This window comes from Vulcanisaeta souniana JCM 11219 (genome assembly GCF_026000775.1).
Lineage (GTDB): Archaea > Thermoproteota > Thermoprotei > Thermoproteales > Thermocladiaceae > Vulcanisaeta > Vulcanisaeta souniana.
The window spans coordinates 211,969-238,089 of record NZ_AP026830.1 but is presented as its reverse complement, the minus strand read 5'-3'; the positions used below and the strand labels follow the sequence as shown (position 1 = coordinate 238,089).

The window sequence follows — 26,121 nt, the reverse complement described above, 5'->3', positions numbered from 1 at the left end:
TGAGTTGGCATCTCAAAGTATTGTGGTCCTGCTTTAGTCATGTGGGCGTTAATTGGTTCAATGCCTGTCTCACTGGGGTACATCAATAATAAAGTTCAACCTGGGTACATACGGCTACCTATGGCCCAGGGATACAACATTTGGAATTACCTATTCGATAAGGAGAGGCCTTTAGATCGTAAAAATAATAAATTAAATATTTAAATAATATCAAGATATTTTTCTTCTTTACCCTGTGATTTATAGTGAATTGTTTTGTTTAGGGTTGATTCTCGTTTGTCTGTTTCGTCCTTATGCTTGTTTTTCTGGTGGTTTGTCTCTATCGTTCATTACCTTGATCTCCCTTAATGCCCTTGGGTGGTTGCTTATGATCACCAAGTGGGTCTGCCGCAATGGCATTGAGGTATGCCAGGAATTGACGGAATCACCAATCCCACACATTAGCCACGTTAAGGTTAACCAGTGCCTATTGTTATTAATGCTGCGGTCTTGATCAAATTAAATACAAGGATTAACTCACGCCCCTTCTCATTCCCAATCTGCTCAATGTCAATGAGCTAACAATCAACCATTGTTTTATCAGCAATTACTTGGCAAGCACGTATCTAAGTCTTCCGAGAACGACTGATACGGAGCACGGGAATGATTCGACCACGTGGATTGCTGGGTTGAATGGGAAGCTGGCGCCGCCGCCGGGATTTGAACCCGGGGCCTACGGGTTAACAGCCCGCCGCTCTGACCGAGCTGAGCTACGGCGGCGCTGGGTTGTTTGGTTTTAGGGATTTAAGTTTTTTCGTCTTGTTTTTCGTCGTTGTTTCTATGGCATTTACATTATATTTAAGTTTATACAACGCATGAGCATAAAAGGCCATGGCAGTGTTTTATTATTAAGTGTATTGCTCTTTATTGAGTAATTATTTGTTTGAAGTTTTGTATGGCTGTGTCTATTTTGTTTAGGTCTTCCTTTGTTGGTGTTCCATTTACGCTGATTGTGTCTATCACGGTAAAGCCTGCCTTCTCCAGTCTTGCCCTTATGTGCCTGGGTATGACGTCGCCCCAGCCGTAGTCCGTTATTAATAATATTGGCTTTCCACCCCTTAGTTTCTTTATTAGTAGGTTAATTACAAAGTCCATTAGTGGGAATGGCTCAGTGTCGTATGTGGACACGCCAAGAATTATACCAAGTACGTTATTAACGTCTCCAATTAAATCACCAATGCTTGCTCTCTCCTTATCCGTAAACCTATAGACACTGGTGTTAAAGCCCCAGTCGTTAAGCACATGAGTCACATGGCTCATTATATTATCAATGAAACCATACATTGAGGAGTATGCAATCACTATTTTTCTATTAATTGGCGTTTTAAGCGCAAACTCCCTATAAAGGCCAATGGATCTTTTTACAATATTGCCCTTAATCACGGCTCCATGCGCAGGTGCAATCATGTCAATATTATCCCTGGTCATGGTTAATACCTTATCGAGGTTCTTGGTCACATTATTTCTGTAGAAACCAATGATATTAGCAAAATACTTTCTCATTGATGATATGTATTCATCATCTAGTTTCTCGATGAACACCGACTTAGGTATCGTGTAGGCGCCAAAGACATCACAGGTTAATAAGGCCCTTATTTGTGGTATATATGTGAACATGGTCTCAGGCCAGTGGAGCCACGGTACATGAATAAACATTAATTGGTAATTCTTCGTACTTAAGGTCTCCCCGTCCCTAATGGCCTTAAATTTAGGGTTAATTCCATAGAGGCTCCTTATTAATTTATTAGTCATTGGATGTCCAATGAAGGTAATTCTTGGATTTTTCTCATACAAAGCCCTTATTGAGCCGCTGTGGTCTGATTCCATGTGGTGAATGACTACGTAGTCCAGGTCACTGATGTCAATTATGGAATTTAGGGCATTAAGAAATTCATTCTCTAAGTTCTTTTTCCAGGTATCGAAAAGTACCGTAGTATCATCATCGGTCAATAAATACGCATTGTATGTGACTCCCTCGGGTATTTCCCACAATGCCTCAAAATACCTCGTTGTTGTATCGTTGTATCTTAGAATAATTAGATCCTTGCTCACCTTATCTATCACTATGTTATTCTCGATTCTCATCACAATATTTAGAATTATGTGAATTTAAAGTCAAGGGTGGTATGTTTATTTAAAATAACTGATTTAATTTAATTGGGGGTAATTATACAAAAATATGAAAAATTATATTTTTGTATTTATTTTAATTCAAGTTCATTTATTAGATCCAGCCCCTAACCTTCATTGCGTTATATATCCTGTCCACGGCCTCTACGTACGCAGCTTCCCTTATCGTTACCTGACTTGTACCCAACTTGTTCCACCTGTTCATTACCCTGTTAAATGTGTCCAGCAATATCCTCTCCAGCCTGTTCCTCGTCTCTTCTTCGTCCCAGAAATACCACTGCAAGTCCTCAACCCATTCTAGGTATGACATTACGACACCGCCGGCGTTAGCCGCTAGGTCAGGGAGTATCCAAACACCCCTTGTGTGCAGTACCTTCTCAGCATCGGCTGTTGTTGGCCCGTTTGCGCCCTCAACTATTAGTTTTGCCTTTATATTATTGGCATTGCCCTTGTGTATTACGTTCTCCAGGGCAGCCGGTACTAGTATATCAACTGGTAATTCAAGGACTTCGTCATTTGTCACCTTCCTGGTTCCTGATGACTCATAGTTCATTACCGTACCTGTTTTGTCCTTTACAGCCTTGACCTCAACCAGCTTAAGACCGCTTGGGTTGTACACGCCGCCTCTACTATCCGTTACCGCAACAACCTTAGCACCCATCTTCTCCAACCAGTATGCTCCCCAGTAGCCCACATTGCCGAATCCCTGGATTGCCACTGTCTTGCCCTCAATGCCACCCCACAGCTTTTTGGCTGCTTCCCTGGCCCAGACCGCCACGCCAAAGCCCGTTGAGTACTCCCTAACTGGGTTGCCCCATAGCACCACTGGCTTGGCTGTGAATACTCCAGGTACGTTGTGGCCTGTTATCTTGCTGTACTCATCAACCATCCAGGCCATTATTTGCGGATCTGTACCAACATCAGGCGCTGGTATATCTACCTCAGGGCCTATGAAGGGCGCCAGGGCCCTTGCGTAGCCCCTGCTTAATTCCTCGAGCTCCCTCTTACTTAGCTTCTTGTAGTCAACGGCAATGGCGCCCTTACCGCCACCGTATGGTAACCCATTTAGTGAGTTCTTGAAGGTCATCACAGTGGCCAGTGCTATGTCCTCCTCGAGTGTAACTTCTGGGTGGAACCTTATTCCACCCTTGTATGGACCCAGGGCGTTATTGTGCTGTACCCTGTAGCCCGTGAATACCTGGATTTTTCCACCATCCATCCTGACTGGTATATTTACGGTTATTATCCTCTGAGGTCTACTTAGCATTTCATATGCCTCCTGTGGGTATCCACCCAGCTCTATAGCTCTCTTTAGAGTTTGTAAGACACTTTCTAGGAATGTAGTTCCCCTTAGTGACATCGAAACTATGTAAATGATGGGTTATTAAATCTTTCTCTATTAGCCTATGTAATATGGGATTGCCGTATTCAATTTCGGCTACAGAACATAGCAATTTAAAATAGTTGCTCTCTGGGTATTTTAGGTAAGGGCATAATGAGTCAGAGGGCGCTTGGTAGACTTATGACTAAGCTCACCAAGGAGAATTTGTGGATTTATGTAGTTAAGCTACTGATGGAGAGACCGATGTATGGTTATGAGATAGCCAAGGAGATTAAGGAGCGCTTTAATATTGATATAACAAACGTTGGTGTTTATGTGGTACTTTACAAGATGGAGAGGGATGGCTTAGTGGAGACCTTTATGAGCGATGGATCTAAGATGTATAAGCTGAGGCCAGAGACCGTGGAACTCTGGCTAAGGGCTAGGGACTTCATATCCCTAATTCTTAAAGAGGTTTTTAATTGCGGTGTGAGTTGTGGTTCTCGGTAAGCTTAAGGATAGGATAGAAAGGATTGGTAGGAACGCACTCGAGAAAGGCCTCGTGAAGGTTTTACCTAGGAATCCCAATGCATTAACGGTTATGTCATTAATCATGGCATTAATAACACCTTACTTTGTATGGCTTCATTTACACTGGGCCTATGTACTTGTACTCGCATTACTAATACTGGCCAGCGCGTTTGATATGCTCGATGGCTTAGTCGCGAGGTACTGGGGCAGGGCATCTAGACTTGGCGCCTTTCTGGATTCCACACTGGATAGGTATGTTGATTTTATAGCGCTTGTTGATCTTTGGCTAGTGAATGATGGAACTGTCCTGGGTACTATCTTTCTACTGCTTGCTATTCTAGGTTCATTAATGACGAGTTATGCCAGGGCTAGGGCCGAGGCCCTGGGTGTTAAGATGATGGGCGTTGGTCTTATCGAGAGGGAGGAAAGACTGATCCTTATTCTTCTCATTCTGCTTCTTTTCATCATAACCAACATATACGCGGTGATTTTCTACGGCCTTTTGCTACTTGCCGTATTGACTAACATCACGGCAATAGAGAGGATAGTAATTGTGGCAAGGACCTTAGGTAAGTAGCCCTTATGTATGCACTGTGCTTTCGGCATTCCGCAATTTTTATTAATCACATTACCAGTACAGTACCTGTGAGCTATGTCTGAGGAGAGCGAGAATGCGATTATTTACGTGGAGAACGAAAGCATTGCAAATAAGGAAATCGTGAAATCAAACCTAACGGAAACCGTGAAAGACTATGTAAAGAGGCTATTGGATAAGTGGAACCCTGACGAGTCGGATTTCATAGTGCTCAAGGTCCCGCAGACAATTAGCCTGGACCTTCCTCTAAATAAGGAGCTTTATAAGAGGGTTGAAAAATTCGGTGTTAAGAGGGTTGGTAATAAGGCTGAGGTTGAGATACCAACCTATGAAATAATATATAGCAATAGGTGGATGGGTGAGGACATGGAGACCGACAGATTCGTCGTTATAATGCCCTACATAAATGATGAAGCAATTAATCAAGTGGTAAATAACATATTAGCATCATTAACACCTGAGGGCGAGGGCGAAGGCGAAGGTGAGGAATTCCTGGAGGAATGACCTGGTTAAATAACATCCTATGAATAGTTATCTATTATTGAAGAACCCATTATGCTCTCGAACTCTATCCCGAAGGCATCAAGCACCTGCTCTAATGAAGTCCTTAGGTACTCAATGTATTTATTTGGATCAACCTCGTCGATCCTGGCCAATTGTATTGGTTTAACGCCGTCCTTCCCCGTGGTTTTTATGTATATTATTATATCGCCAGGTCTTGCATTATAACCATGGTTCTTCAACTGCAATGCAGCCTTTACGTGTTGTGGAGTATTCTTAGTATATGACTCAAGGGGTTTCGTTAGCGCCGTCCTTATAGCCAACTTATTAAGCGGTATCTCCCTCCTCTGGAGTCTTCTGTAATAATCCCTAACCTTATTCCTAACTTCCTCAACGACCTTATCAACGTCCTCAAGACCCTGAATATCAGAAAGGAGACCTAGTACCTCATTAAACGCTTCCTTGGCAAAGTCAGGCGTGTTCCTCTTCTTACCCACTAATCCCTTGATGTCCAACTCACCATCCTCCAGTATGCCGACGTAGTTCTTCTTCCTACCACTCATGGCAACTAACCTATAGACCTTATCAAGTTCTATCTCAATGCCAAACTCCTTATCAACCCAATCAATTAACTCCTTAAGTTTATTCTCATCGGGGTTCCATATGAAGAGACTATCGGTATCGCCGTAAATGGGCACCAACCCAAGTTCCAATGCCCTAAGCACTGTTCTAGAAAGTACGTACCTGGCGAGGGCCGTAGTCAGCTCCGCCGCTGGTGGACAGTATAGCTGGAATATGTCTGCGCCGAGTACACCGTATGATGCATTTATGAAAACCTTCAGAGCGCTCTGTACAACATTATAGTAGCTCTTTAGTACACCACTGGGTGCGGACTTAGCTAATTTCTTATATACATAGGCCCTTAAATCCCTGAGTAAGCCAACAATTAATGCCGTTAATCCCCTCCTATCGTTGCAGACCCAATGAGGTAACTCTGGAATCGGTTTATTGGATTGCTCCCTCTCATTTGGGCATTTGACCGTTTCGTACGAGATGTTCCACCGCTTTATCACAGATGGATACATACTCGCGAAGTCCAGAACATAAACCCTCGGGAATATGCCAGGCATTGGATCAAGGACTATGGCACCCGCGTACTTCTTACCCTTAATAATTGCCCTGGTAGCTATATCACCCTTAGCCTTAATTATGTCCTCCTTCTCAGGTATTAACCAACCCCTCTTCCTATGTTCGTAATACAGCATGTTCTTGATCCATGCTGATATCTGGTTCCTAACTAAGTCATCTGGTGGTGTTTTGGAGATCCTTGACATTAATAATATCAATCTCAGTACTAGGTTATCATCATACGTAGTTAAGTAGAGCCCTAGGAAGGCATCTCTAAAGTTGTAATTTATTAATTCAACATAGCTCATTTGCGAAACGGTCTTGTCCCTGCTTAGTTTCGACATGCCGATGATCGCGTGGGCTATGGTATCAAGCGTCCTATCCATACCCCTATACTTACCACCGAAGGCATACACCTCGATTGCCCTTATATTGAAGAACTTATATAGGTCAAGATGTATTCCAAGGGCTATGGAAGCCTCGTTTCTCCCTACAGTTATGGGTATCTCCTCCTTCCTGAAGCCGAGCTTCAATGCTCTATGGTAAATGTATGGAAGGTCGAAATTGTCTCCATTGAATGTTATCAAAATTGGGTATTGAAGCATGATCGAGAAAAACTCCCTCAGCATATCATACTCACTGTCAAAGAACTCCACTTCAATATCATCATAAAGCAGGTCATCGAGATCCTCAGGCCGTAACTCCATACCAGGTCTTTTGAGTACGAGTACCTTCCTTAGACCATCGCTACCGGCGAGACCTATTGCTATGATCTCGTAATTAGCCTCCCTTGGGTTCGGTATCCTGTTTTCCTGCGGTGTAAATACCTCGATATCGAGCGACAGCCTTTTTATGTTCGGCACGGGTGCTTGAAATAGGGGTATCCATTTTTCGGCTTCCTCTAGGTACTCCTTATCATTAGAATACAGCCTCTTTATGAATCTCTCGATTTCACTGGGTACCTCCACGGGCACTTGGACTAGCCTTCCATCTTCGATCCTATAGAACATTCCGGGCACGACATCATTATCATAAATATAACATAGGTGATACCTGATCCTTGATTCCCAAGTCTTTGGAAGTAACTCCCTTATTGAGTCCGCCCTGCCGCCAATACTTAATGGGTCCTTGGCATCTATTTTAGTGAATATTTCCTTCCTATCGTTTAGTGGGTCATACTTCTCCACAACCTCAATATGGCTGAACCCTGGATGAAGAATGACCTTTGATAATTTCGAGACTACCTCCTCAGGCCTAATGTTGGTGAGTAAGTATGGTTTATGCCCCGTGTTATCGTACCAGAAGTATATCCTATCATTCACTGGGTCGTATAATTTAACGAGAGCTTTACCTGCCTTCCCATCATACGTTACCGTGAGCACTATGGATGGCGGAGTATTCTGCGGCGTCTCAGCTTTTATGGAAACCTCCTCGGTCTTTTCCTCATTCTCTTCGATCCCCTCCTCGAACTCCTCCTCTTCCTCTTCCTCCTCATCCCTGTATTCTCTCTTCTTCATTACTCAATAAAGAGATATAATAACTAACTTATTAAGCAGTGCTTTTCCTGGCTTCAATACTATAATGTGAGTAGAATTATTAAACCCATGGTGTTGCTTCATAACTTGATGGGTAATTACATAGGCAATATCATTTGGCCCACAATACTGTTTATCGCAATATTTATCCCGGTATTCATTACGTATGAACCTTACATAATGACAAATGCTCACTACGATATTTCCTCATCAATAATCCAAACACTAAATAGCACCCTAGGAAGCCCCGTTAGTCTCGCATCGACATACCTACTTGGAGACTTAGCTCCATATCTATACCTACTCATCGTAGCGCTGCTCATTGCATATAGAAAGGAAGTCCATAGAATAGTTAATGAGCTTGGTCTCTCCTGGAGACCACTATTCGGTAAATTAACGATACCAATAGTCCTGGTGCTCGCTGTACTATGGTTTTTAGTAAGTGGTTTAATACCGCTTACGGCAATACTGCCCCAAGTATCATTAACGAATGTGCTACTACTCATATACACATTATATCCAATAGCAATAAGTGAGGAGTTAGTATTCAGGGGTTTTATCTTAAATAAACTATTACCAAGACGTAATTCCACAAAACCCATAAGTATCATGCATTCAATACCAGCGATACTCATAAGCGCCATTTACTTCACGGCAGCGCACCTACCCATTTACTTAGCCATGTATGGCGTCAATGACCTATTAACAGTAGCCTACATCCTAAGTTACATATTTATTTATGGATTGATTTCCGGCTTCATATTCGCATTGACGAGTAACGTTATACCAGACATTATAATGCATTGGATAAACGATTATCTATCAATAATGGTAATTATTTACTCAATACATTGATAAAGGCATCACATAGATTACCCGATACCTTAATTGCGGAATCCCTATAGTCCTCCAGGTCTATTAGTTCCTCCGGTTTTGATGAAATCATCAATGAATCAACCACAAACAATGAAATACCTAGTTTATTAATAGCCGTTTTAAACTGTCTCAATGCCCTATCTTCATGGATTCCATGATACGCATTATTGAGCACCACAACCCCAGGTCCTTTACTGATTTTATTCAATAAATCAATATTGGTTCTTAATCTAAGTAATGCGCCCTCCACTCCATCATAGTGAGCAGAGGCGATCAATACCACGTCTGTATTAACCTGTCTTATGAAGTCCAGGGTTGATGAGAAGCCACGCTTAGGTCTTCTGGAGGATCCTGTTAATAGGCCCATTACACCCTCAACCAACAGGGTGTCCAGCCCGATTTCCACAGCTTTCCCTAGCGTTCTTTGCCAATCAAACCAACCCAATGCCCTGCTCCCCCACCTCATTCTTATGCTCATCCAGGGCTTAAACGGTTTACCAAGAATATAGAGCCCCGGATGTAGGTCCCTAATATCACCACCGAGTTTCGCAACACCTACGTAATGACCAGTCCTTGATAGACAGTATGCCAATGCGCTCGTTATTAGTGTCTTCCCCTCGCCAGTCATCGTTGATGTGATGGTAATGATCCTAGGATTAACATGCGCATCTCTCTTCCTTTTCCAGCCATTGGTATTAATAACTCTGTAGTAGTTCTTGATTTCTCCTTTATCGGTGATCCCGATCTCGTGAAATAAATTCCTTGTAAGCGGTGATCCCGAACCCAGCAAACCATGCACCATGGTACCGAATACCCTATATCTCCGTGAGACCATTAATGTGGGAATCTCGATCTTCGCATTTCTATAGTTATACCTCGATACCAGGGATACCCCCACTACCCAGGTATTGCTTGTTTCCACGTTTGCCTTGCCATATGTATGGGCTTGCCAGCCATGTAACTCGGTATTTAGGAGATCCCTTGTTATCCATGTCTCATTAGTTATCCTGACCTTTACGGGTCCCGTAACAATCAATGGCTCAAAGGTAATATCCAGAATACCAAGTCCTTCAGCGTACCCAGGTAGTCCCTTAACGTTTAGGTTTACGGCCCTTGATAGTAATTGAGCACCTGAACAAACGCCAATAATCACACCGCCATTTTCAGCGAAATCCCAAACCTCCCTCTTAATCCAATCATAGCGTGTCAGTACCTGGGACTCCACTAGGGTACCTGGAGGCAATATCAATGCATCAAGCTTCCTGATGATCCCTGGCTTGTCTACGTAAACATTGAATGGTAATTGTTCATAATGCGGCATTGCACCCCTTACGTTTAGGACCCCTATCCTGGTCATTATTGATCCCTCATGAGAGCACCACGGCATCAATGCCATTACTTACCAGGGTCGCTACAGTGCTTGCATTATCATCAAAGTGCACGAGTATGTCATACCTCCTCAATAGATTTCGGATCATCCATGACTTATACATGGAATCCGGCTCTATATTGTCATCAGGTCTCATGAATAATCCATCAAATCCAATTACGCCAAAACCCCTCAGTTGATTCATGGTGCATTCTCTCATGTATTCCCTCCTTCCTGTGACAATTACTATGCCGAAGCCCCTGTTCCTTAATAACCTAAGGAACTCTATTATTCTTTGCTTTGGTTTATCCATGAATAACTTTCTACAGTCCAGGAAGCAATCCCAATCAACCTCATTACTAGGTTTAATGCACATACTTAGTCTATCCTCAGAATTTACAAGCACGCCATCTATATCAAAAGATACGTACTTCATGGGAATTCACCCTAATCATTAAATGCAATATCTAGGCACTCAACGCCATTGCAACTCACGTACTTAATGCCAACCATCTTAGGTAAGTAGTACATTTGCTTCACGGACTCCGTGGCCACGGTACTAACACCAACACTTCTAAGGAATGGTGATACGACAGGGCACGTACTTAACACCAAGTATACATTATGCTCCTTAAGCATATTTATCGTTTCACTACTTAATTGGCTAAGTACGAAAGGCGTCGTGGCTATATACACCGGCTTACTTGCCCTCCTGCCTCCCTTGCTTCTTACGTAATTTATAACTGCGTTTACTTCCTCAATACCGTAATGAGGGCAACCGAGAAACACAGCATCAACATCATAATTACCCCCCTCTACGTTGTCCCTCCTCATCTCCTTAATACTTACATCTATTGTCTCAGGCTTGTCCATCATAGACATGTACTTATCACTATTCGGTGTTATTCCATGAAGTACCATAAAGGCATGGGGTGAGTATGTAGCGTAACTGGCGAGTAATTGCTTGATCACGGCATTACCACTAAACCTGGCTATTAGGTATGGTTTCCCATCCCCAACTAATTCAGCGACTTTCCTGCCAAGTAACCCCGCGATCAATGGGTCACTGATCAATGGGTCACCTTCCAGCCTAACCATATGTGTCGGCGTTCTACCACTTAGGGTGTAAAGTCCGTACCTAGGTACTCTATTAACCAATGCGGATAAGACTACGAAGGGGCCCGGCAACTTCTCTGTCCAGGCATCATGTACAGCATTTATGTAGGCCACTGCATTGGACTCGGCCCATGCATGGTACGTCCTCGGCCTAATGCGTAGATTCTCGTATGGGGTGCACGTGAGCCATAGGCTGGCGCCCAATTTCCTTAGTGCATTAATTATCCTCCATTGCCTATCTATGAACTCCTTATCAATTCCCCAATTATTGAGTATATCCATGCCCACGGGATTCACCGTCGTGAATGTACGAAACCTAGCCCCAGATTCCGCCAAATCCTCTAGGTACTCAAGTCCCGGATCACCTATTGTTAAATAGGACACGCCGGCCACATGCGCTGTCTCTATCTCGAGGAGCCTATCAGCCCTCAGTACGTCGCCAACCCTAACAATGACCTGCATTGCCCTTGCAGCGGCGTCTCCATAATCGCCGCTAAGTACAGCCTCTTCATGCTTGCTAAGGTACATTCAGCGAACTTAAATCGAGTAGGAAAAATAAATCTTATTAAGGTTATTAATTTATGCGAATCCGAAATGTTCAATAATGGTAAAATCGATTTATTTAAGGACGTCTCAGCATTATTCACTGACTATGATGGTACAATAGCGCCAATAGACGTGGCGAGGCACTTGAGCAAACCCCCCGAGTCAATTTATGGGAAATTAAAGGAAATAAGTAGGCGCATTCCAGTAGCCGTAATAAGTACCAAGGACTGTGACTTCTTGATTCCAAGGACTGACTTCGCCAGTGCCTGGTCGTGCACAAATGGCCTTGAGATAAGGACTGGCAATACGCATTATATTCACGAGGAGTTACCTGAATGGCAGGATAAATTCAGGTTGTTAATGGATCTCATAAAAAACAGCGAACTTAGGGAGGCGTATCTAGAGATAAAACGCGTTAGTGGTTTTATTGGCGGATTAGGAATCGATTGGAGAAACAAAGGTTCGGTAAACTCCGATGTACTAAATAGCGTCATTAATATGGCGAGTAAATGGGGATTCAGGGTTATTAGGTACAGGGGGCACCCATTCATGGACATATATCCGGGTATTCCCATTGATAAGGGCTACGCAGTGGCGAAGCTTAGGGAACTCATGGAAATAACGGGACCAATAATATACATGGGTGATTCAGAGAATGATATACCAGCAATGAAAATGGTTGAATACCCCATTGGTATCAGGCACAAGTACAATGAGGGACTCAACCTACCAGTGCTACTGTGGATTAATGAAGATGAGTTGCCGACCTTCCTGGACAACTTACTAATTTTAATTAAACACCTACCACCAGTTAGATAGCCTCTACCTATGTGACATATTCTCGGTATTTTTGGCAATTAACCAATCTAACTTGGCATTTCTCGAGAATTAATTAGACAATGCCTATAACCATTCCCATGTTTTGGTCATTATAAATTAGGGCTCTCATATTCTCGTATTGCTATTGATCAATCTAATAATCACGGCAACAACATACATTGAAAGGCCAGGGAGCACCTAGCACCGAGGATGCTCGCTTTCGTTGCTCATACCAATGCATTGATCATTAACTATGTGTCCAATACACCAAATTTAGTGTCATGATCACAACACCAACAATCAAAAGCAGGTTCAATAAGAACTTAGCAACAAATCCAATACTGTTTGATGCCTATGATCACCTTTTTCTCACTAAATGGTAAAATTATGGCTTTAGAAACCATGGTGATTATAGAGCAAGGTGTCTGTTGTTTATTGACGTTAACGCAAAGCGATGAGTTTTTATTTTTGGTTGTGAAGTTATTAATGGATGTCTTTTCGTGATGAGTTTTTGCGTTTGTTGAGGGAGGATGAGGAGTTTAGGCTGGCCGTGATGGGTCTACTTGGTATTGTTGACATTCAATCATCACTAAGGCAGTTGGTGAGTGCCGTTAATGATTTGACTAGGACTGTTCAGAGGCTTGTGGAGGGTCAGGAGAGGCTTTGGGATGGTCAAAATAAACTATGGGAGGAGAATAGGAAAATGTGGGAGGCCATTAAGGCATTGCAGGAGGGTCAAAACGCCCTCAGAGCCGACGTAAACAAACTATGGGAGGAGAACAAGAAAATCAATGAAAACATAGAAAAACTATGGCAAGAAAACAACAGACTATGGCAGGAGGTTAAGGCCCTACGTGAGGGGCAGGAGAAGTTATGGGAAGAGGTGAGGTCGCTTAGGGAAGGACAGGAAAAACTAAGGGAAAACCAGGAAGCCCTTAGGATCGATGTGAATAAGTTATGGGAGGAGAATAGGAGGATTAATGAGAATATCGAGAAACTATGGCAGGAGAATAATAAGCTTTGGAGGGAGGTTAGGTTGCTTAGGAGGGATGTTGGTGCCATTAGGAGGACTTTGGATAACCTAACGGCCTCTATCGAGGAGGAGGCCAATGATGTCATTACCCACTTGCTTAGGGGGAGGGGTGTTGATATTAGGACTGATAGGATTGTCCTTGACTCTAGGTTTGAGTTTGATGTTTATGGTACCAATGGGCAATTGACGATAGTCGGCGAGGCTAAGACGAGAGTTGGTCCTAGGTTGATTGCGAGGATTGATGAGAGGGTTAGTGAGGCTTTGAGACTGTTCCCGGATAAATTCCCTGGCAGGGTAATCAAGGTCATTTACTGCATAAGGGCAATGCCGGGAGCGGTCGAGGAGGCTGAGAGGAGGGGTATCTGGCTTATCGAGAGTATGAGGGAGAGGACCAGCCTAGGCCTTTGATTCCTCCCCTAAGTAGTTCCATTTTCTGGCTTCTTAACGGATTAATTGGGCACAGTTAGTTGCCAGAACCCCTCCCTGTCCTAACCTCATTAACGTTATTAATGCTCGGTTATTGTAGAGCTTGGGCTGGAGAGGGGCCTTGCCCTTCAGGGTGGGTTTAGATGCACGTCTCATGTGTCTTGGGGCTATGGTGAAGGTATGTACTATCTTAGCCTTGGGATGGGGTAATGGTGAATTACGCATTAATAGGGTTTAGGTGTTTGTGTCGTTGAACTGCATCACGTAGTGGTACACCGTGGCGTTGATTATGCCTAGCCTGTAAAGTAGTGTGTAGCCGGTGTAGTTACCCTTGACCAATGCCACGTAACCATAATGCACTGGGTACTGGAGTGGTATTGGGTATGTCCAGTTAAGTGGGGTTAGTATTATTGGTGGCCTCGGCCTTTGGCTGAAGTTGAAGGCGGCGAGTAGCCCATTGAGGTCGGAGTTGGCAACTATGGGTGTTAGGTATGGTAGGTGCCAGTTATAGTCGATGAACGCAAGCAGTGTATAGCCTGATAGGCTGTAATTATCAATCCACCCCTCCTTAGCGTATGGCGAAATAATCAGCAGTGGACCCTCTCGCCGAGGGTATTGTAGTTCACTAGACCCAGCCTACTTAGGTAACCATCCTCACACCCAGGATTTAACCCATAGTTGTAAATTATTGGTGGCGGTACCTGGTCATAGACCCCCCTCGTCGAAGGTTATGAAGATCACCGTACTATTCCAATATGGGCTGTCCTCAATGGCGTCTATGAAGTAGGCTAGGTTCACCAGGCCCTGGGTTATGTTATATGGTGGGTGTAGGTCTAGGGCCGAGTGTTCGTCATAGCCATTACCGCCGGTGAACATTAGGAATGAGACGCTGGGTAGGTTGCCAGTCCTTAGATCGATTAGGAACTGGGACGTGTTGAAATAATGGCTCCTGTAGGCTGACGAGCCCTTTATCAGCGATAGTGGGTATGGTGGCAGTGGCTGATTTTGCCTATAGCCGTAGTCGAAGTAGGCCCATGAAATGTTGTACTCGGTTAATTGGTATAGTATGGTTTGATTGAATGTAACCACGCACTTACTTGAACCAAACATGGGCACTGGGTAACCCACCAGGTAGGATATTCTATTAGGCGTTGTGGTGGCTAGGTCCGGTGAGAAGAAGTTATCAGTCAACACGTACTCTTCAGCGTAATCCCACAGGAGCGGGACCTGCTCGTAGGATAGGTAAACCATTGACTGGGGCCCAGAGCCCCTGACGAAGCCGTCCATTGCGCCGAAATCCCAGTCAACGTGGTAATTCAGGTAACCCTCCCAGGGATCCTCCAGTATTACCGAATCGGCGTAGCGTAGCTTAACCCCGGTGGCGTTTATTCCGAGGGGCCTCATTACGGATAGGGTTATGTTGTTCAATATCGGTGGTGTTCCGAAGGGGTAGAGGCCGTATATGTTGTCGAAGGCGTGGTTTTCAAGGATTATAATCACAACATGCTTAATCGGCGTCGCGGTTGCGGACGTGTAACCTACCGTGAACGCCGTGGAGGTTCCTGGTCTAGCAGGGTGGTGGATATGGGGTATTAGGGCTAATAAGGCTATGGCTAATGAGACCAATACAATTATGGCTATTAAGATTGCCCTATTCACCTTAGGTCACCAGGTTTAGGTTATTCGAGACCATTAACCCACCCTGTGCCGTGGGGGGCGTCTTGTACAACTGTGTCTGCGTCAGGAACTTATTACCGCTTACTATGAATGGCGCATTGATCGCCACACCACCGTTGAGTAGGTATATCGGCTGAGCCTCAGCCTCAATGATATTATCCGAGAATTCGTAGAAGCCACTTGTTAAATCCTGGCTAAGCCCAATGATTACATCAAACCCGTTGAGCATCCTAACGTAGTTACCCCTCATCTCGAAGACCACGTTATTAGGTACCGTAACCAGCGGCCATTCTCCACTTGACGCTTGTTTACTAATCTCATTATTAATCAACCTGACCCTAATTGTTGAATTGGTAGCGTATTCCTGTGGTATGTTTATTAATGGGCCTGACCCGGAGCCCGTAATTCTACTACCCTCAATGGTTAGGAGTAGGTCACTTTGGGGGCTATTCTTAGTAATGGTCTCTATCGTCAGTGAATGCACCTCCGAATCACTAATGTTGATCCTGCTTACTGAATCCAGGAGCTTAATCACGCCGCCAAGCCTGCTGCAGCATATTAACGCGTCTATGAACCCGTAGTCGACGTAAATTGGTGTGTTTACAAAGAGTTGGGCCCCGTAGGCCTCCACGCCACCCCTATCGGTGCCTATCACGACGTTCGTCGTCATTAACTTACTCCTGCCATCGGTATTACCGTAGTTGACGCCGACGTTAAAGCCGAGGATTTGGGTATTGGTTATTTGGATAGTGCCCGTGCCTGAAGATACAGCCACGCCACCCCTTGCTGTGCTTATGAAGAAGGACTCGTCGATCTCCGTGAAGGTCACGCCATCGCTGACTATCACAGTGGAGCCGCTACTGTTCGGGTTAGCTCCAAGGTACGTGAATCCCCTCACCCTAATCCCGTAGGAATTGTTGAACCAGATCCAACCTATGCCCGAGGGTGGTGTTCCAGGCTTATTGGCTAGACTGGGTGGGTCTATTACGGTTATATCCTCTAGAATGACCCCATTACCAACTGCCCCACCTCCCGTATAGTAGCCTCCAGTAACCATTGGACCCACTGGAGGCCCCTCGTTAACATCATTCACGAAGGTTAAATCCCTGAAGATAGGCGGCGGCGCCTGGTCGGCCGTGGGTGAATTACCAGGCGTGCCGACCGTGAAGGCCCAGGCCATGCCGCGCCCAGTATTGTTATATAGATGTATCCTGGTGGCTAACCCCTCGCCCTGTATTATAACTTGGACTTGCCTCTTAATAACGCCGACGTGTATTACCTTGCACGGGTAGTAATCGCCTCTCCTAATGAAGGCGACGCCGCCTCCAGTGTTTAGGAGGTATGCTATGGCCTCCTGTATCCCGGCGGTTTGGGTATAGCCGCCTAGTTCATTAACACCCTCGGTTGGGTACACGCCCAGGTCACTTACTATTCTGCCATTCTCATCAACGATGACTTCACCATCGGCTGAGACAACCATGGGCCTAGGCCCATTGGGGCCCTGGGGTGTTTGAACCATCACCGAGTAATAGGGCTGCACAACCTGTTGTGGGGCTTCGGCGGGCTTGATTATGGGCTTGGTGGTTAGGATATCAACCACCGCGCTGCCCAATGCACCGAGACCGAGGGCCCCAAGGAGCTTGAGGAAGTCCCTTCTATCGGGCATCACCCTTACGCTGGGTATTTACGTTATTAAAAGTTTCGAAGATGGACATTAAGATCATTAAGGATAGATAAAGTATTATATGTATTTACCTGAAACTGGGAGGAATTATAAAGGTCGCATAAAGGTTGTGATGCCGTGGAGGGAGGTCAAGAGACGTAGAGTTGCTAGGAAAGGGGGTTATGGCAAGGCTTTGCGAAGTGCATATGAGAATTGAGGAAAACGATAAAAGTAGGGAGAAAATAAGCAAGGCTTTAGGGAGGTCTGTTCGGTTGCCCATAGAGAGGATTAGGTAGAAAACACGTAAAGAGATGTGGGTTCAGCCGGTCTTTATTAAGTCAATTTCTCGGTCTTACTTAGTACTTTTCTATATGGGGTTGAATTTAAAGCCCAAGATTAACTAGTCTCCGGAGTCTAATTAATCTCCTTAATCGCTGCATTTTAACTTCGTAATTACCACCTAACTTTAGGTTAATTTTAAGGGAATTTATGACCCTAGACTCAATAACTTCCTCTACGTTCATAGGCCTTTCTTGTCTGTCGTAATTAAATTAGTTAAAAACCTTTCTTTATAGTAATCAATAAACCCATAGAAATGGCCTAGGTATATAGAGTGCAAGCCCCTCAAGGCCAATGCGTTCCTGGGGCTTCATCAAATGCCTATACTCGCTCATCCTCGGATTAATCAGTAACCACCTGTTCCTAGGCATAATAATCCTGGGTAATTTGTCTTTAAAGCCACATCGTTTGCATCTTAATAAGCCAGCCCTGCCTATGGACTCCATGGGGCCGCCACATACGGGGCATCTTGGGTTTTTAACCTTTACATACCTGTCATGAAGTGTCCTCATGCCCTCAATGTAGAGGTTAAGCTTATCATTGGGCTTAACTCCACCCCAGGCATGGACCAAGCATCCAATGCAACCTGATAAGTTCCTGGATATTCCCAAGTGCCTATATGCAATGATCTCCTGGCTATTACTGAGTACTAGGTGGGCATGGCCTCTCTCATCAAAGGATTCATTGATTACCGTGCTAATAAAGTTCACGTTCATGTAAGGAATACCCTCGTTTATGCGAGACCTATGTTCATCAGTGCCCTGATTAGTCATGTATATTATCCATCCAATAGCACCGTATTTACTGGCGAGGTAATTACCCATAGCAAGCACGTGATAAGGTGAATCACCCCTGATGCCAAAGAGCACTGGGTCGGGGCCGTGGGGCTCTATGAGTACTTGTTCCCCGTCTAGGTTTAGGAATGTAAAGGGTTTTGTTGTGTCATTCCAAAGTCTAATGTCTCTCACGTCAATCGGTGGTCTCTCGCTACCTTCAGATCTGTAGGCTATGAACTCGTACGTGGCGTCCCTTGGCATGAAACCAAGCGATGCCAATGCCCCGATGACTCCCCTACCGCCTCTTAATTTTGCTCCCACGCTATTGGCCACCCTGTGTGCAAGGTCTATGGTGACTACGTCTCTAACGCTTTTACCGTAGAACCAGACCAGCTTTCCGTTGATATCGGCTGCATGATCTATTACCATATAGGCAATACCAGGGCTTGTCTTACCTTCCTTCCTTGTTAATTGATCAATCAGTGATTCCATGAGTTCAACATGATCCCTGGCTTCATCCTCTGAACTAACCCTGATGATCACTGAGAGTGACGCATTGCCCCTTGTCTTGAATGGTACATAAGGATTCAACCTAGTGAGACGAGGTAGCCCAACTATACTATCAACGTGGTTTTCCTTGTCTAGGTACTTTATGAATGAGTACATTACGTACGTTGTACATCCACCACCCTCCCAATCAGTATCATCTATACCAAGCAGTAGGTAAGGCATTGCGTATAGGCGATGGTTTATTGGGCGAGTAATATTTTTGCCTTGTGGTTAGTAGGATTATCCTGGTATTAGGCAATAAAAGCCTTTTAAATTAAAAACGCAGTTACTTTATTTAATTATGGTTGAGAATGAAGAACCCGAGAGAGAGGAGCCTGAGGAGAACGAGGAGGCCGAGGGAATAGAAACAGAGGAGATAGGTGGGGAAACCGGCGAGGTGGAGGAGGGCGGTGCAGGTGGTGTTGTTGAAACGGCGGAGTATTACAGGATAATGTTCCCAAAGGGTAGGGAATTCAGGTATGTATTTACTGCCCTGGCTAATTTGCTCCAGGAGTCTAACCTAGTTATTGATACTGAGGGTATTAAGATGAAGTCCATAGACCCAAGTAAGGTTTCCTTAGTAATACTCGACATACCTGGTTCGGGGCTTGAGGAGTATAACGTGACCAAGGAACTAAAGGTAGGGATTAGCTTTGACATAGTTAAGAAGATCCTAAAAAGGGTTAAGGCTAGGGAGAAGGTTGAGCTTGGCGTTGATACTGCCAGGAATAGGTTCTTCATAACAATATACACGAAGAAGGGCAGGGAAGGAGGCTTCTACAGGAGGTTTGGGCTTCCAATAATTAACATAGCCGAGGAGGAGGTTCCCGAGCCCAAGCTTGAGTACTCCGTTAGAATTAAGATGGACATGGGCGCATTCCTGGATGTGGTGAGTTCAGCAAGCGAGATCTCCGATTCAGTGAAGTTCATTGCTAAGGAGGATTCGTTCTCAATAATCGCTGAGGGTGAGGGTGGAAAAGAAATAGAAACAACATACACAAGCAGTGATGAGGTATTTTACGAATTCACAGTACAGGGCACCCACGATGCGACGTATTCCGTGGAATTACTACTTGACTTCATTAGACCCATGAGACAAATAAGTGAGACCGTCACCATAGAATTTGATAATAATAAGCCCCTGAGGTTAACCATGGATTTTGCGATAGGGTCAATACAATTCTACCTAGCGCCAAGGGTGGCATGATTTCAAAAACAGACCAAAATAAGCTCAATTCTTCAGAGACAGTATCATATACTGTATTTAATTGATAAGTAATCATGTGGTGGTACGATTATGGGTATTAACTGGGAAATATTTGCATCCAGCGAAAGGCCCTTTATCGAGCCCTCCCTGGGTTTAAGGTCAAGGTCGAAATAAACGGCATCATCGCTCCAGTTACCCATGAACAAAACTCCATGATTATTCACAGATTCTATTTGAGTAGATATGTGGGTATTCATGATCTTCCTAACTGCACGATTACCCCTAAGCACTATCCTGCCGCCATTAATATTAATATTCAAGTCACTGATTACATACGCGCGATTCAGGCTCATTATGAGGATCACATAGTGATTACCGAGGTACATAAGAACCCAGTTAAGGTGCTGCAGGATCTTCACATCCATAGTAACATGGAGAGGCCACATGACTGGATCAAATAATGATAGGAATGTTAGGTGCTTCAGCTCGTTATTTGATGATGAGTGTAATAATCCATCAAACACCCTAAGGCTTAGCATGGGCATGTTATATCTATTAAAGGCTATGGATAACTTCGATAAATCCTCTGGGTTTAATTCACGGATCCTCAGATAGTAACCATATAAGGTATTAACAGCTTTATTATACTCATACAACCTATTTGCAAGGCATAATAATTGATCAGGGCATTTATCTCTTAATTCTTTTCTGATTTTCATTAACTCGTTCTTCAATTTCATGGCCGTTCCTACGCCTCTTTCTTCCCGTAACTGCTTATGGATACTTAAATACCTAATTAATGGATCATTATCGGTGCAATCCCTAACTTCAATACCAAGTAGTTCATAGGCGCTCCATAACCATGAAGCAAGGTTACACTGAGGCCTTACATCAATGCCCTCGCCTAGGCTTAGGGTGTAGTCCCTCCTTGAGGTGAATATTTCGATGCGCGTCATGGGCTAGTCATTTTAATATTGATAGTGGTTGTATGTATTTACTATGTTCGATTATGGTTCCTGGATATATCACGGTATTGGCCCCTATCCTAGCCTTAGGACCAACTATGGCGCCTAACTTAGCCAACTGCTTCCCTTTAACAATGACGGGTGACAGATGCGAAACCTCGATGCCACTTGGCAGTACATTCAGTGTCACAACGCCAGGCTCCACGGTGCTCTCATCACCAATTACTGAACTGCCTATGAACGAGCCTCTACCCACCGTAGCCCTATATCCAATCAATGACTCTGTTATTTCGGCATCAGCCCCAATCACCGCCTCGCCCTCAAGTGACGTATTATTCCTGATTATTGAGTTATTGCCAATATATGCATTCCTCCCTATATACACAGGCCCTCGAATTATTGCACCATGATCTATCCTGGCGCCCTCATCAATTATTACGGGGCCCTCTATAATTGCCCTTGGTGAAACATCGGCATCCTTACTAATCCTGGTCTCTCTTAAGTCACTAACTAGGTACCTTATTGTGCTCAGTAAATCCCATGGGTAACTAACGTCAACAAACCAGCCGCTCCAAAGCGCAGTATTGACGTTGCCCTTAAATCTTTTCAGAGTCTCGTTAATGTCGCCATTAAACTCGCTCAATAAGGTCAGAAACTCCTTTTCGGCGATAAGAACCCCTGTCCATGCATAACCTGCCCTGTGTTCTGAGACCTTGTTTATTAGGACGTCATCATTTATCTGAACCTCGAAATAGCCCTGTAAGTCAGATAGTGGGGTCATTAATACCGTTACTGGCTTCCCCGAGTTCACATGGCTGTTTAGTGCTAGTTCATAGGCTTCTTGCGGCAGTACCACGTCTCCAAAGGATATTATGGTGGTACCTTTACTCGTGATTTCATTAACCATCTTCAGGGCGCTATTAATATCATCACCCCTCTGTCCAATACTCTCCAGGGAAACCTTATCGAAGTAATGCCCTAATTCATTACTGATCCTCAATGGGTTTCTGGATATTATATAGATGTTCCTTAACCCCAGCCATGCCAGGTTTCTTACGGGATAGTAAATGAGTGGTTTTCCCAATACCATTATTAGTGGTTTCTCAAGGTAAGGCGTTAATGGTTCCATGTTAGTTCCCCTACCACCGCCCAGAACAACCCCAATGACCTCCCTGGAATATGCCATACCAATCACTCCACTGTCACTGTCTTGGCTAAATTCCTTGGTTTATCTGGGTCATACCCCCGAGCCACTGCTGTGTAATAGGCAAGCAATTGCATGGGCACTATGTATATTACTGGAGCCACCCTATAGTCAATACTAGGCATCTCCAGGGTAACATTCAGTAATTCCCTGAACTTGCCCACGTACTTATCAGGAACAAGCCCTATTATGTAGGCGTCCCTAGCCTTCATCTCCATGACGTTACCGAGCATGGCATCCGCGTTATCATCATCCAGAATAGAAAAGACAACGGGGTAATTCTCTTCGACCAATGCAATGGGGCCATGCTTGCTCTCACCGGCAGGATAAGCCTCAGCATGTATATAGGCTATCTCCTTCAACTTCAGGGCACCCTCCATGCTCAGTGGTACACCAATGCCCCTACCCAGATAATAAGCGCTTTGCTTTTTGCTCATGTGTTCACTTAGCGCCTTCACTTTACCCTCAGTCTTAGTGATAACGTTCTGTAGCAGTCCAGGTATTTTACCGATCATATCCATGGCACTCCTATACTCATTCGTTGTTAACTTGCCTGTTGCTACCCCGATCTTAAGGGCGAGTATTGTTAACACTGTTAATTGGGTTGTGAAGGTCTTCGTAGCCGCCACACCAATTTCAGGGCCTGCCCTGGTATACAAAACATAATTGGATTCCCTGGGTATTGCACTATCAATTACATTGGAAATAGCAATTATTTTGGCGCCTCTCTCCTTGAATGCCCTAACAGCGACCAATGTATCTATGGTCTCCCCCGACTGACTTATGGCTATTACCGTATCACCATCATTAACTGCGTTCAGGTACTTCCTATATTCAGAGGATATTAACGTGTGAGTATCTAAACCAAGCATTGAGGTAAGCAAATAATCACCAACAAGCCCAGCGTGGTATGAAGTACCTGCGCCAATTATGAGTATTTTCCTGGAATCCAGGATTGCATTCACCACCTTATTGAATGCCCCCTCTTCAATGCCGGCCAGGGTTGAATTAATAGCTAGGGGTTGTTCATGGATCTCCTTCAGCATAAAATGCGGGTAGCCCTCCTTGCTAGCCATCTCGGGAGTCCAACTAATTAACCTAATTCTCTCCTCAATGTTTATAGGAACACCGTTTCTCTCAATATACACCTTACCTGGCTCAATATATCCATACTCCCCATCCCTAAGCACTATAACGGTATTTGTGTACTCCAGGAAGGCTGGTATATCGCTGGCAACGAAGTTAGTGCCGTTACCAATGCCAATCACGAGAGGCGATGTATTTCTTGCGAAGTAAAGCCTATTGGGTTCCTGGGCTATTGCCACAACAAATGCATAGGCGCCTCTCAATTTTGATAGAGCCGCCTTAAAGGCATCGAATGGTCTATAACCAAGCTTGAGATATTCCTCAATCAAATGGGCGACAATTTCAGTGTCGGTCTCGCTCTTAAATACGTGGCCCTTCTTAATGAGCTCTTCCTTAAGCTCCAGGAAGTTTGAAATTATGCCGTTATGGATCACGGCTACCGTGCCCGAACAATCAGTATGAGGATGGGAATTATCATCACTTGGCTTGCCGTGGGTTGCCCACCTAGTGTGCCCCATGGCTGTTGTGCCATCAACGCCATCAAAGTTCAACCTACTATTTACCTCTGAAATCTTACCCTTGCCTTTCCTAACTTCTATGTAGTTATTCTTAATCACGGCAATGCCGACTGAATCGTAGCCCCTATACTCAAGTCTCTCGAGGCATCTTCTAACGACTTTACCAATAGGTTCCCTGAGGTTGTTTGGCAATGACGTAATACCAATAATACCGCACATAAATAGGCAAAATATAATCCACTAAAGAATTAATAAATATTTAGAGTGCTAGGCAAGGAGTCCTAGCCTCATCTCTAACGCACTTAATAATCTACACAGGATTGTTGCGGTGTCCATTACGTACCTACTGATCCTAAAAACATCATCTGCCAGGGAATAGGTACTTTCCTCAAATGAACCTCTGGGAAAGGCACCAATCATAACCAGGGGCTTTTTCAAACTCAGGACATAATCTATGAAAACCGACATAGGTATCTCCCTCCCTCTAACATCATCAAGCAGTATCTTTCGATCAGGCAACTCAGCATTAAATGCATGGTTAATGCCACCCACGATGCTAAAGAGGGGCTTACCCATAGGTGGGACCTTACCCTCCCTAAACAATTGGCTCATTAAGCCAATGAAGTTATTGTAGTTTCTTGGTACGCGGGTTTCCGGATCAACATAAATCACTAGGTTATTCGTAGTATGAATATACGTCTTTACCAATTTATTATACGCAAGAATACTGCCCTGGATTAATAACAGTGCTTGGTGCACGATATCCGGTCTTCCACGTTTCTCGGCTCTAGGTAAACCAAGCATTGCTCTGTGGTGCCTGGCCCTATCAAGGATTAAATACCTGGGGTTTTCCCGCCTTTTTCTTGCATCGTTAATGATCACTGGATCATTCAATAACTCCCTAGGGATTGTCTCAAGCGCAGACTCAGCCAGCAAAATTACTAATTCCTTCACAGGTCACTAAGGTGTCTTTCCCTTAATTTAAGAGTTGATCAACATTTATGCTTTGTAAATTAAATACGGTGGTGCACTCCTCGTACATGCACTTTACAGTACCATGGAATTTCCTGGATATAGCCAGTATCCTGTAATTATCGGGTGTAGTGTGCGCCACCAGCGTTTTAGCGCCCCTTCTCTTTAGATCACTCATTGCGAATGCAATGAGTCTTGTGCCGATGCCCTTACCCTGGTAATTATCCTTAACAACAATGGCAATTTCGTAACAGCCATCACTTAAATAAACGGCCTCCAAGACGCCGACCAATTCATTGTTTATGAATGCTCCATAAATGACATTACGTGGGTCAGAAAATATAGACGTTATATACCTCTCGAAGTCCCTGAAGAAGCCCCTAAATCTATGGTAAATGCTCTCGTTGCTTAATGAGTTGTAGAGCTCGATTACTAATTTACTTTCGTTATTCTTTAGTTCCCTGAATTCGAGTTTAGTTAATGATTTTGCGATGCTCATTTTGGACCGAGTATGATCGCTATCTGATGATTTAAATTACTTTCTCTTCGGGTGTAAAATGTGGCTAGTAGAAGTACCGTCTACAAAAGCATAATGTTGATTCTGCATGAACAGCATTACATGCAATAGAATTGAGTACAGAAAAATAATATATAAGTAACTAACGTTGAATATTGTATTATTGAACCGGATAATTACTTGAAAAATAGGCAGGTAACTACTGCTTTCCTCCTCCAGCGCCACCGGCTCCGCCGGCTGTCTTTCCCTTTGATACACCCACCGTTAGGCCCAACCTACCTGTTGTCCTGGTTCTTTGGCCCCTAACCTTAAGCCCTAGGTTATGCCTAATGCCCTTCCAGCTTCTCAGTTTTTTCATTAAATCCACGTCCCTCCTAGCGGCCAATACCAGGTCAGCGCCTAGAAGATGCATATTACGCCCGGTTTCTGGGTCCTTGGGTCTATTCACAAACCAACCTGGTGCAAATTGATATAGATTCCTCACAGCCCAGTCAAGCTTTCTAATTGTCTCGTCATCAAGTTGCCCGAGTCTAATTAACGGATTTACACCCAGGTATCTGCATATGGCATATGCTGTGGTTACGCCAATGCCCCTAATCTTAGTTAATGCATAAACCACCGGCTTAAACCCATCCAAGTCAGTATCGCCAATCCTTACTATCTGCTTGATTTCCTGGGACATT

General features: G+C 44.2%; 23 protein-coding genes, 1 tRNA gene and 1 pseudogene. 7 read left to right on the top strand and 18 right to left on the bottom strand.

The features are described 5' to 3' along the window. Positions 1 to 291: 291 nt before the first annotated feature. The 4 genes from Vsou_RS01215 to Vsou_RS01200 all read right to left on the bottom strand — a co-directional run bounded on the left by Vsou_RS01215 (position 292) and on the right by Vsou_RS01200 (position 3,529). Positions 292 to 441: a hypothetical protein gene (locus Vsou_RS01215; protein WP_188603604.1), complete on the bottom strand. Its 150-nt coding sequence runs from the start codon at positions 439 to 441 to the stop codon at positions 292 to 294. A gap of 240 nt (positions 442 to 681) precedes the next feature. Continuing rightward, a tRNA-Asn gene (locus Vsou_RS01210) sits at positions 682 to 759 on the bottom strand. 144 nt (positions 760 to 903) lie between these two features. Beyond that, positions 904 to 2,124 carry an FprA family A-type flavoprotein gene (locus Vsou_RS01205; protein WP_188603603.1) on the bottom strand — a complete coding sequence of 407 codons (1,221 nt, stop codon included), beginning with the start codon at positions 2,122 to 2,124 and terminating at the stop codon, positions 904 to 906. Between the two features lie 139 nt (positions 2,125 to 2,263). Then, the gene (locus Vsou_RS01200) at positions 2,264 to 3,529 is read right to left on the bottom strand and encodes a Glu/Leu/Phe/Val family dehydrogenase (protein WP_188603602.1); all 1,266 of its coding nucleotides are present in this window, start codon (positions 3,527 to 3,529) and stop codon (positions 2,264 to 2,266) included. A gap of 135 nt (positions 3,530 to 3,664) precedes the next feature. Here Vsou_RS01200 and Vsou_RS01195 point away from each other — a divergent pair, with 135 nt between their 5' ends. From Vsou_RS01195 to Vsou_RS01185, 3 genes are all read left to right on the top strand, one after another. After that, positions 3,665 to 4,000 carry a PadR family transcriptional regulator gene (locus Vsou_RS01195; RefSeq protein ID WP_054844323.1) on the top strand — a complete coding sequence of 112 codons (336 nt, stop codon included), beginning with the start codon at positions 3,665 to 3,667 and terminating at the stop codon, positions 3,998 to 4,000. Beyond that, positions 3,987 to 4,598: a CDP-alcohol phosphatidyltransferase family protein gene (locus Vsou_RS01190; protein WP_188603601.1), complete on the top strand. Its 612-nt coding sequence runs from the start codon at positions 3,987 to 3,989 to the stop codon at positions 4,596 to 4,598. Before Vsou_RS01195 ends, Vsou_RS01190 begins: the two co-directional genes overlap by 14 nt. 75 nt (positions 4,599 to 4,673) lie before the next feature. Continuing rightward, positions 4,674 to 5,120, top strand: a complete 447-nt coding sequence (locus tag Vsou_RS01185; protein ID WP_054844325.1) for a DUF2286 domain-containing protein — start codon at positions 4,674 to 4,676, stop codon at positions 5,118 to 5,120. Positions 5,121 to 5,137: 17 nt separating this feature from the next. On the opposite strand, the gene Vsou_RS01180 is transcribed toward Vsou_RS01185, so the two are convergent. Continuing rightward, on the bottom strand, positions 5,138 to 7,762 hold the full coding sequence (locus Vsou_RS01180) for a DNA-directed DNA polymerase I (RefSeq protein WP_188603600.1): 2,625 nt from the start codon (positions 7,760 to 7,762) through the stop codon (positions 5,138 to 5,140). 66 nt (positions 7,763 to 7,828) lie between these two features. On the opposite strand from Vsou_RS01180, the gene Vsou_RS01175 reads away from it, so the two are divergent. Then, positions 7,829 to 8,635: a CPBP family intramembrane glutamic endopeptidase gene (locus Vsou_RS01175; RefSeq protein WP_264890747.1), complete on the top strand. Its 807-nt coding sequence runs from the start codon at positions 7,829 to 7,831 to the stop codon at positions 8,633 to 8,635. On the opposite strand, the gene Vsou_RS01170 is transcribed toward Vsou_RS01175, so the two are convergent. The 3 genes from Vsou_RS01170 to Vsou_RS01160 are packed head-to-tail and all read right to left on the bottom strand — an operon-like array spanning position 8,616 to position 11,669. After that, on the bottom strand, positions 8,616 to 10,013 hold the full coding sequence (locus Vsou_RS01170) for a hypothetical protein (RefSeq protein ID WP_188603598.1): 1,398 nt from the start codon (positions 10,011 to 10,013) through the stop codon (positions 8,616 to 8,618). The genes Vsou_RS01175 and Vsou_RS01170 overlap by 20 nt on opposite strands. 10 nt (positions 10,014 to 10,023) lie before the next feature. Then, a complete protein-coding gene (locus tag Vsou_RS01165) occupies positions 10,024 to 10,461 on the bottom strand; it encodes a phosphatase domain-containing protein (protein ID WP_188603597.1) in 438 nt (145 codons plus the stop codon). Positions 10,462 to 10,472: 11 nt separating this feature from the next. Continuing rightward, positions 10,473 to 11,669, bottom strand: a complete 1,197-nt coding sequence (locus Vsou_RS01160) for an aconitase X catalytic domain-containing protein (protein WP_188603596.1) — start codon at positions 11,667 to 11,669, stop codon at positions 10,473 to 10,475. A gap of 66 nt (positions 11,670 to 11,735) precedes the next feature. Between Vsou_RS01160 and Vsou_RS01155 the strand changes: the two genes are divergently transcribed. Together Vsou_RS01155 and Vsou_RS01150 are read left to right on the top strand one after the other, a co-directional pair. After that, a complete protein-coding gene (locus Vsou_RS01155; RefSeq protein WP_188603595.1) occupies positions 11,736 to 12,506 on the top strand; it encodes an HAD-IIB family hydrolase in 771 nt (256 codons plus the stop codon). Positions 12,507 to 12,996: 490 nt separating this feature from the next. Continuing rightward, the gene (locus tag Vsou_RS01150; RefSeq protein WP_188603594.1) at positions 12,997 to 13,947 is read left to right on the top strand and encodes a DUF8196 domain-containing protein; all 951 of its coding nucleotides are present in this window, start codon (positions 12,997 to 12,999) and stop codon (positions 13,945 to 13,947) included. A gap of 252 nt (positions 13,948 to 14,199) precedes the next feature. On the opposite strand, the gene Vsou_RS01145 is transcribed toward Vsou_RS01150, so the two are convergent. From Vsou_RS01145 to Vsou_RS01130, 4 genes and pseudogenes are all read right to left on the bottom strand, one after another. Next, positions 14,200 to 14,325 (bottom strand): hypothetical protein, encoded by a 126-nt coding sequence (locus Vsou_RS01145; protein WP_264890810.1) that lies wholly within the window; start codon positions 14,323 to 14,325, stop codon positions 14,200 to 14,202. A gap of 144 nt (positions 14,326 to 14,469) precedes the next feature. Then, positions 14,470 to 15,465, bottom strand: a pseudogene (locus tag Vsou_RS01140) (alkaline phosphatase family protein); the annotation flags it as partial. Between the two features lie 160 nt (positions 15,466 to 15,625). Further along, entirely contained in the window at positions 15,626 to 17,308 is a 1,683-nt protein-coding gene (locus Vsou_RS01135) for a hypothetical protein (protein ID WP_188603593.1), read from the bottom strand. 575 nt (positions 17,309 to 17,883) lie between these two features. Continuing rightward, a complete protein-coding gene (locus tag Vsou_RS01130; RefSeq protein ID WP_188603592.1) occupies positions 17,884 to 19,152 on the bottom strand; it encodes a TiaS agmantine-binding domain-containing protein in 1,269 nt (422 codons plus the stop codon). A 118-nt stretch (positions 19,153 to 19,270) separates the two neighbouring features. On the opposite strand from Vsou_RS01130, the gene Vsou_RS01125 reads away from it, so the two are divergent. Beyond that, positions 19,271 to 20,176 (top strand): DNA polymerase sliding clamp, encoded by a 906-nt coding sequence (locus Vsou_RS01125; RefSeq protein WP_188603591.1) that lies wholly within the window; start codon positions 19,271 to 19,273, stop codon positions 20,174 to 20,176. A gap of 44 nt (positions 20,177 to 20,220) precedes the next feature. Here Vsou_RS01125 and Vsou_RS01120 read toward each other — a convergent pair whose 3' ends face one another. The 6 genes from Vsou_RS01120 to Vsou_RS01095 form a co-directional block, all read right to left on the bottom strand. Beyond that, positions 20,221 to 21,132: a hypothetical protein gene (locus tag Vsou_RS01120; RefSeq protein ID WP_188603590.1), complete on the bottom strand. Its 912-nt coding sequence runs from the start codon at positions 21,130 to 21,132 to the stop codon at positions 20,221 to 20,223. A gap of 7 nt (positions 21,133 to 21,139) precedes the next feature. After that, positions 21,140 to 22,327, bottom strand: a complete 1,188-nt coding sequence (locus tag Vsou_RS01115; RefSeq protein ID WP_188603589.1) for a nucleotidyltransferase family protein — start codon at positions 22,325 to 22,327, stop codon at positions 21,140 to 21,142. Positions 22,328 to 22,332: 5 nt separating this feature from the next. Beyond that, positions 22,333 to 24,168, bottom strand: coding sequence for a glutamine--fructose-6-phosphate transaminase (isomerizing) (gene glmS / locus Vsou_RS01110; protein WP_188603588.1), 1,836 nt, complete (start codon positions 24,166 to 24,168; stop codon positions 22,333 to 22,335). 48 nt (positions 24,169 to 24,216) lie between these two features. Continuing rightward, positions 24,217 to 24,903, bottom strand: coding sequence for a ribosome biogenesis protein (locus tag Vsou_RS01105; protein WP_188603587.1), 687 nt, complete (start codon positions 24,901 to 24,903; stop codon positions 24,217 to 24,219). A 22-nt stretch (positions 24,904 to 24,925) separates the two neighbouring features. After that, positions 24,926 to 25,420, bottom strand: coding sequence for a GNAT family N-acetyltransferase (locus Vsou_RS01100; protein ID WP_188603586.1), 495 nt, complete (start codon positions 25,418 to 25,420; stop codon positions 24,926 to 24,928). Between the two features lie 217 nt (positions 25,421 to 25,637). After that, positions 25,638 to 26,120 carry a 30S ribosomal protein S13 gene (locus tag Vsou_RS01095; RefSeq protein WP_188603585.1) on the bottom strand — a complete coding sequence of 161 codons (483 nt, stop codon included), beginning with the start codon at positions 26,118 to 26,120 and terminating at the stop codon, positions 25,638 to 25,640. Position 26,121: the final 1 nt, after the last annotated feature.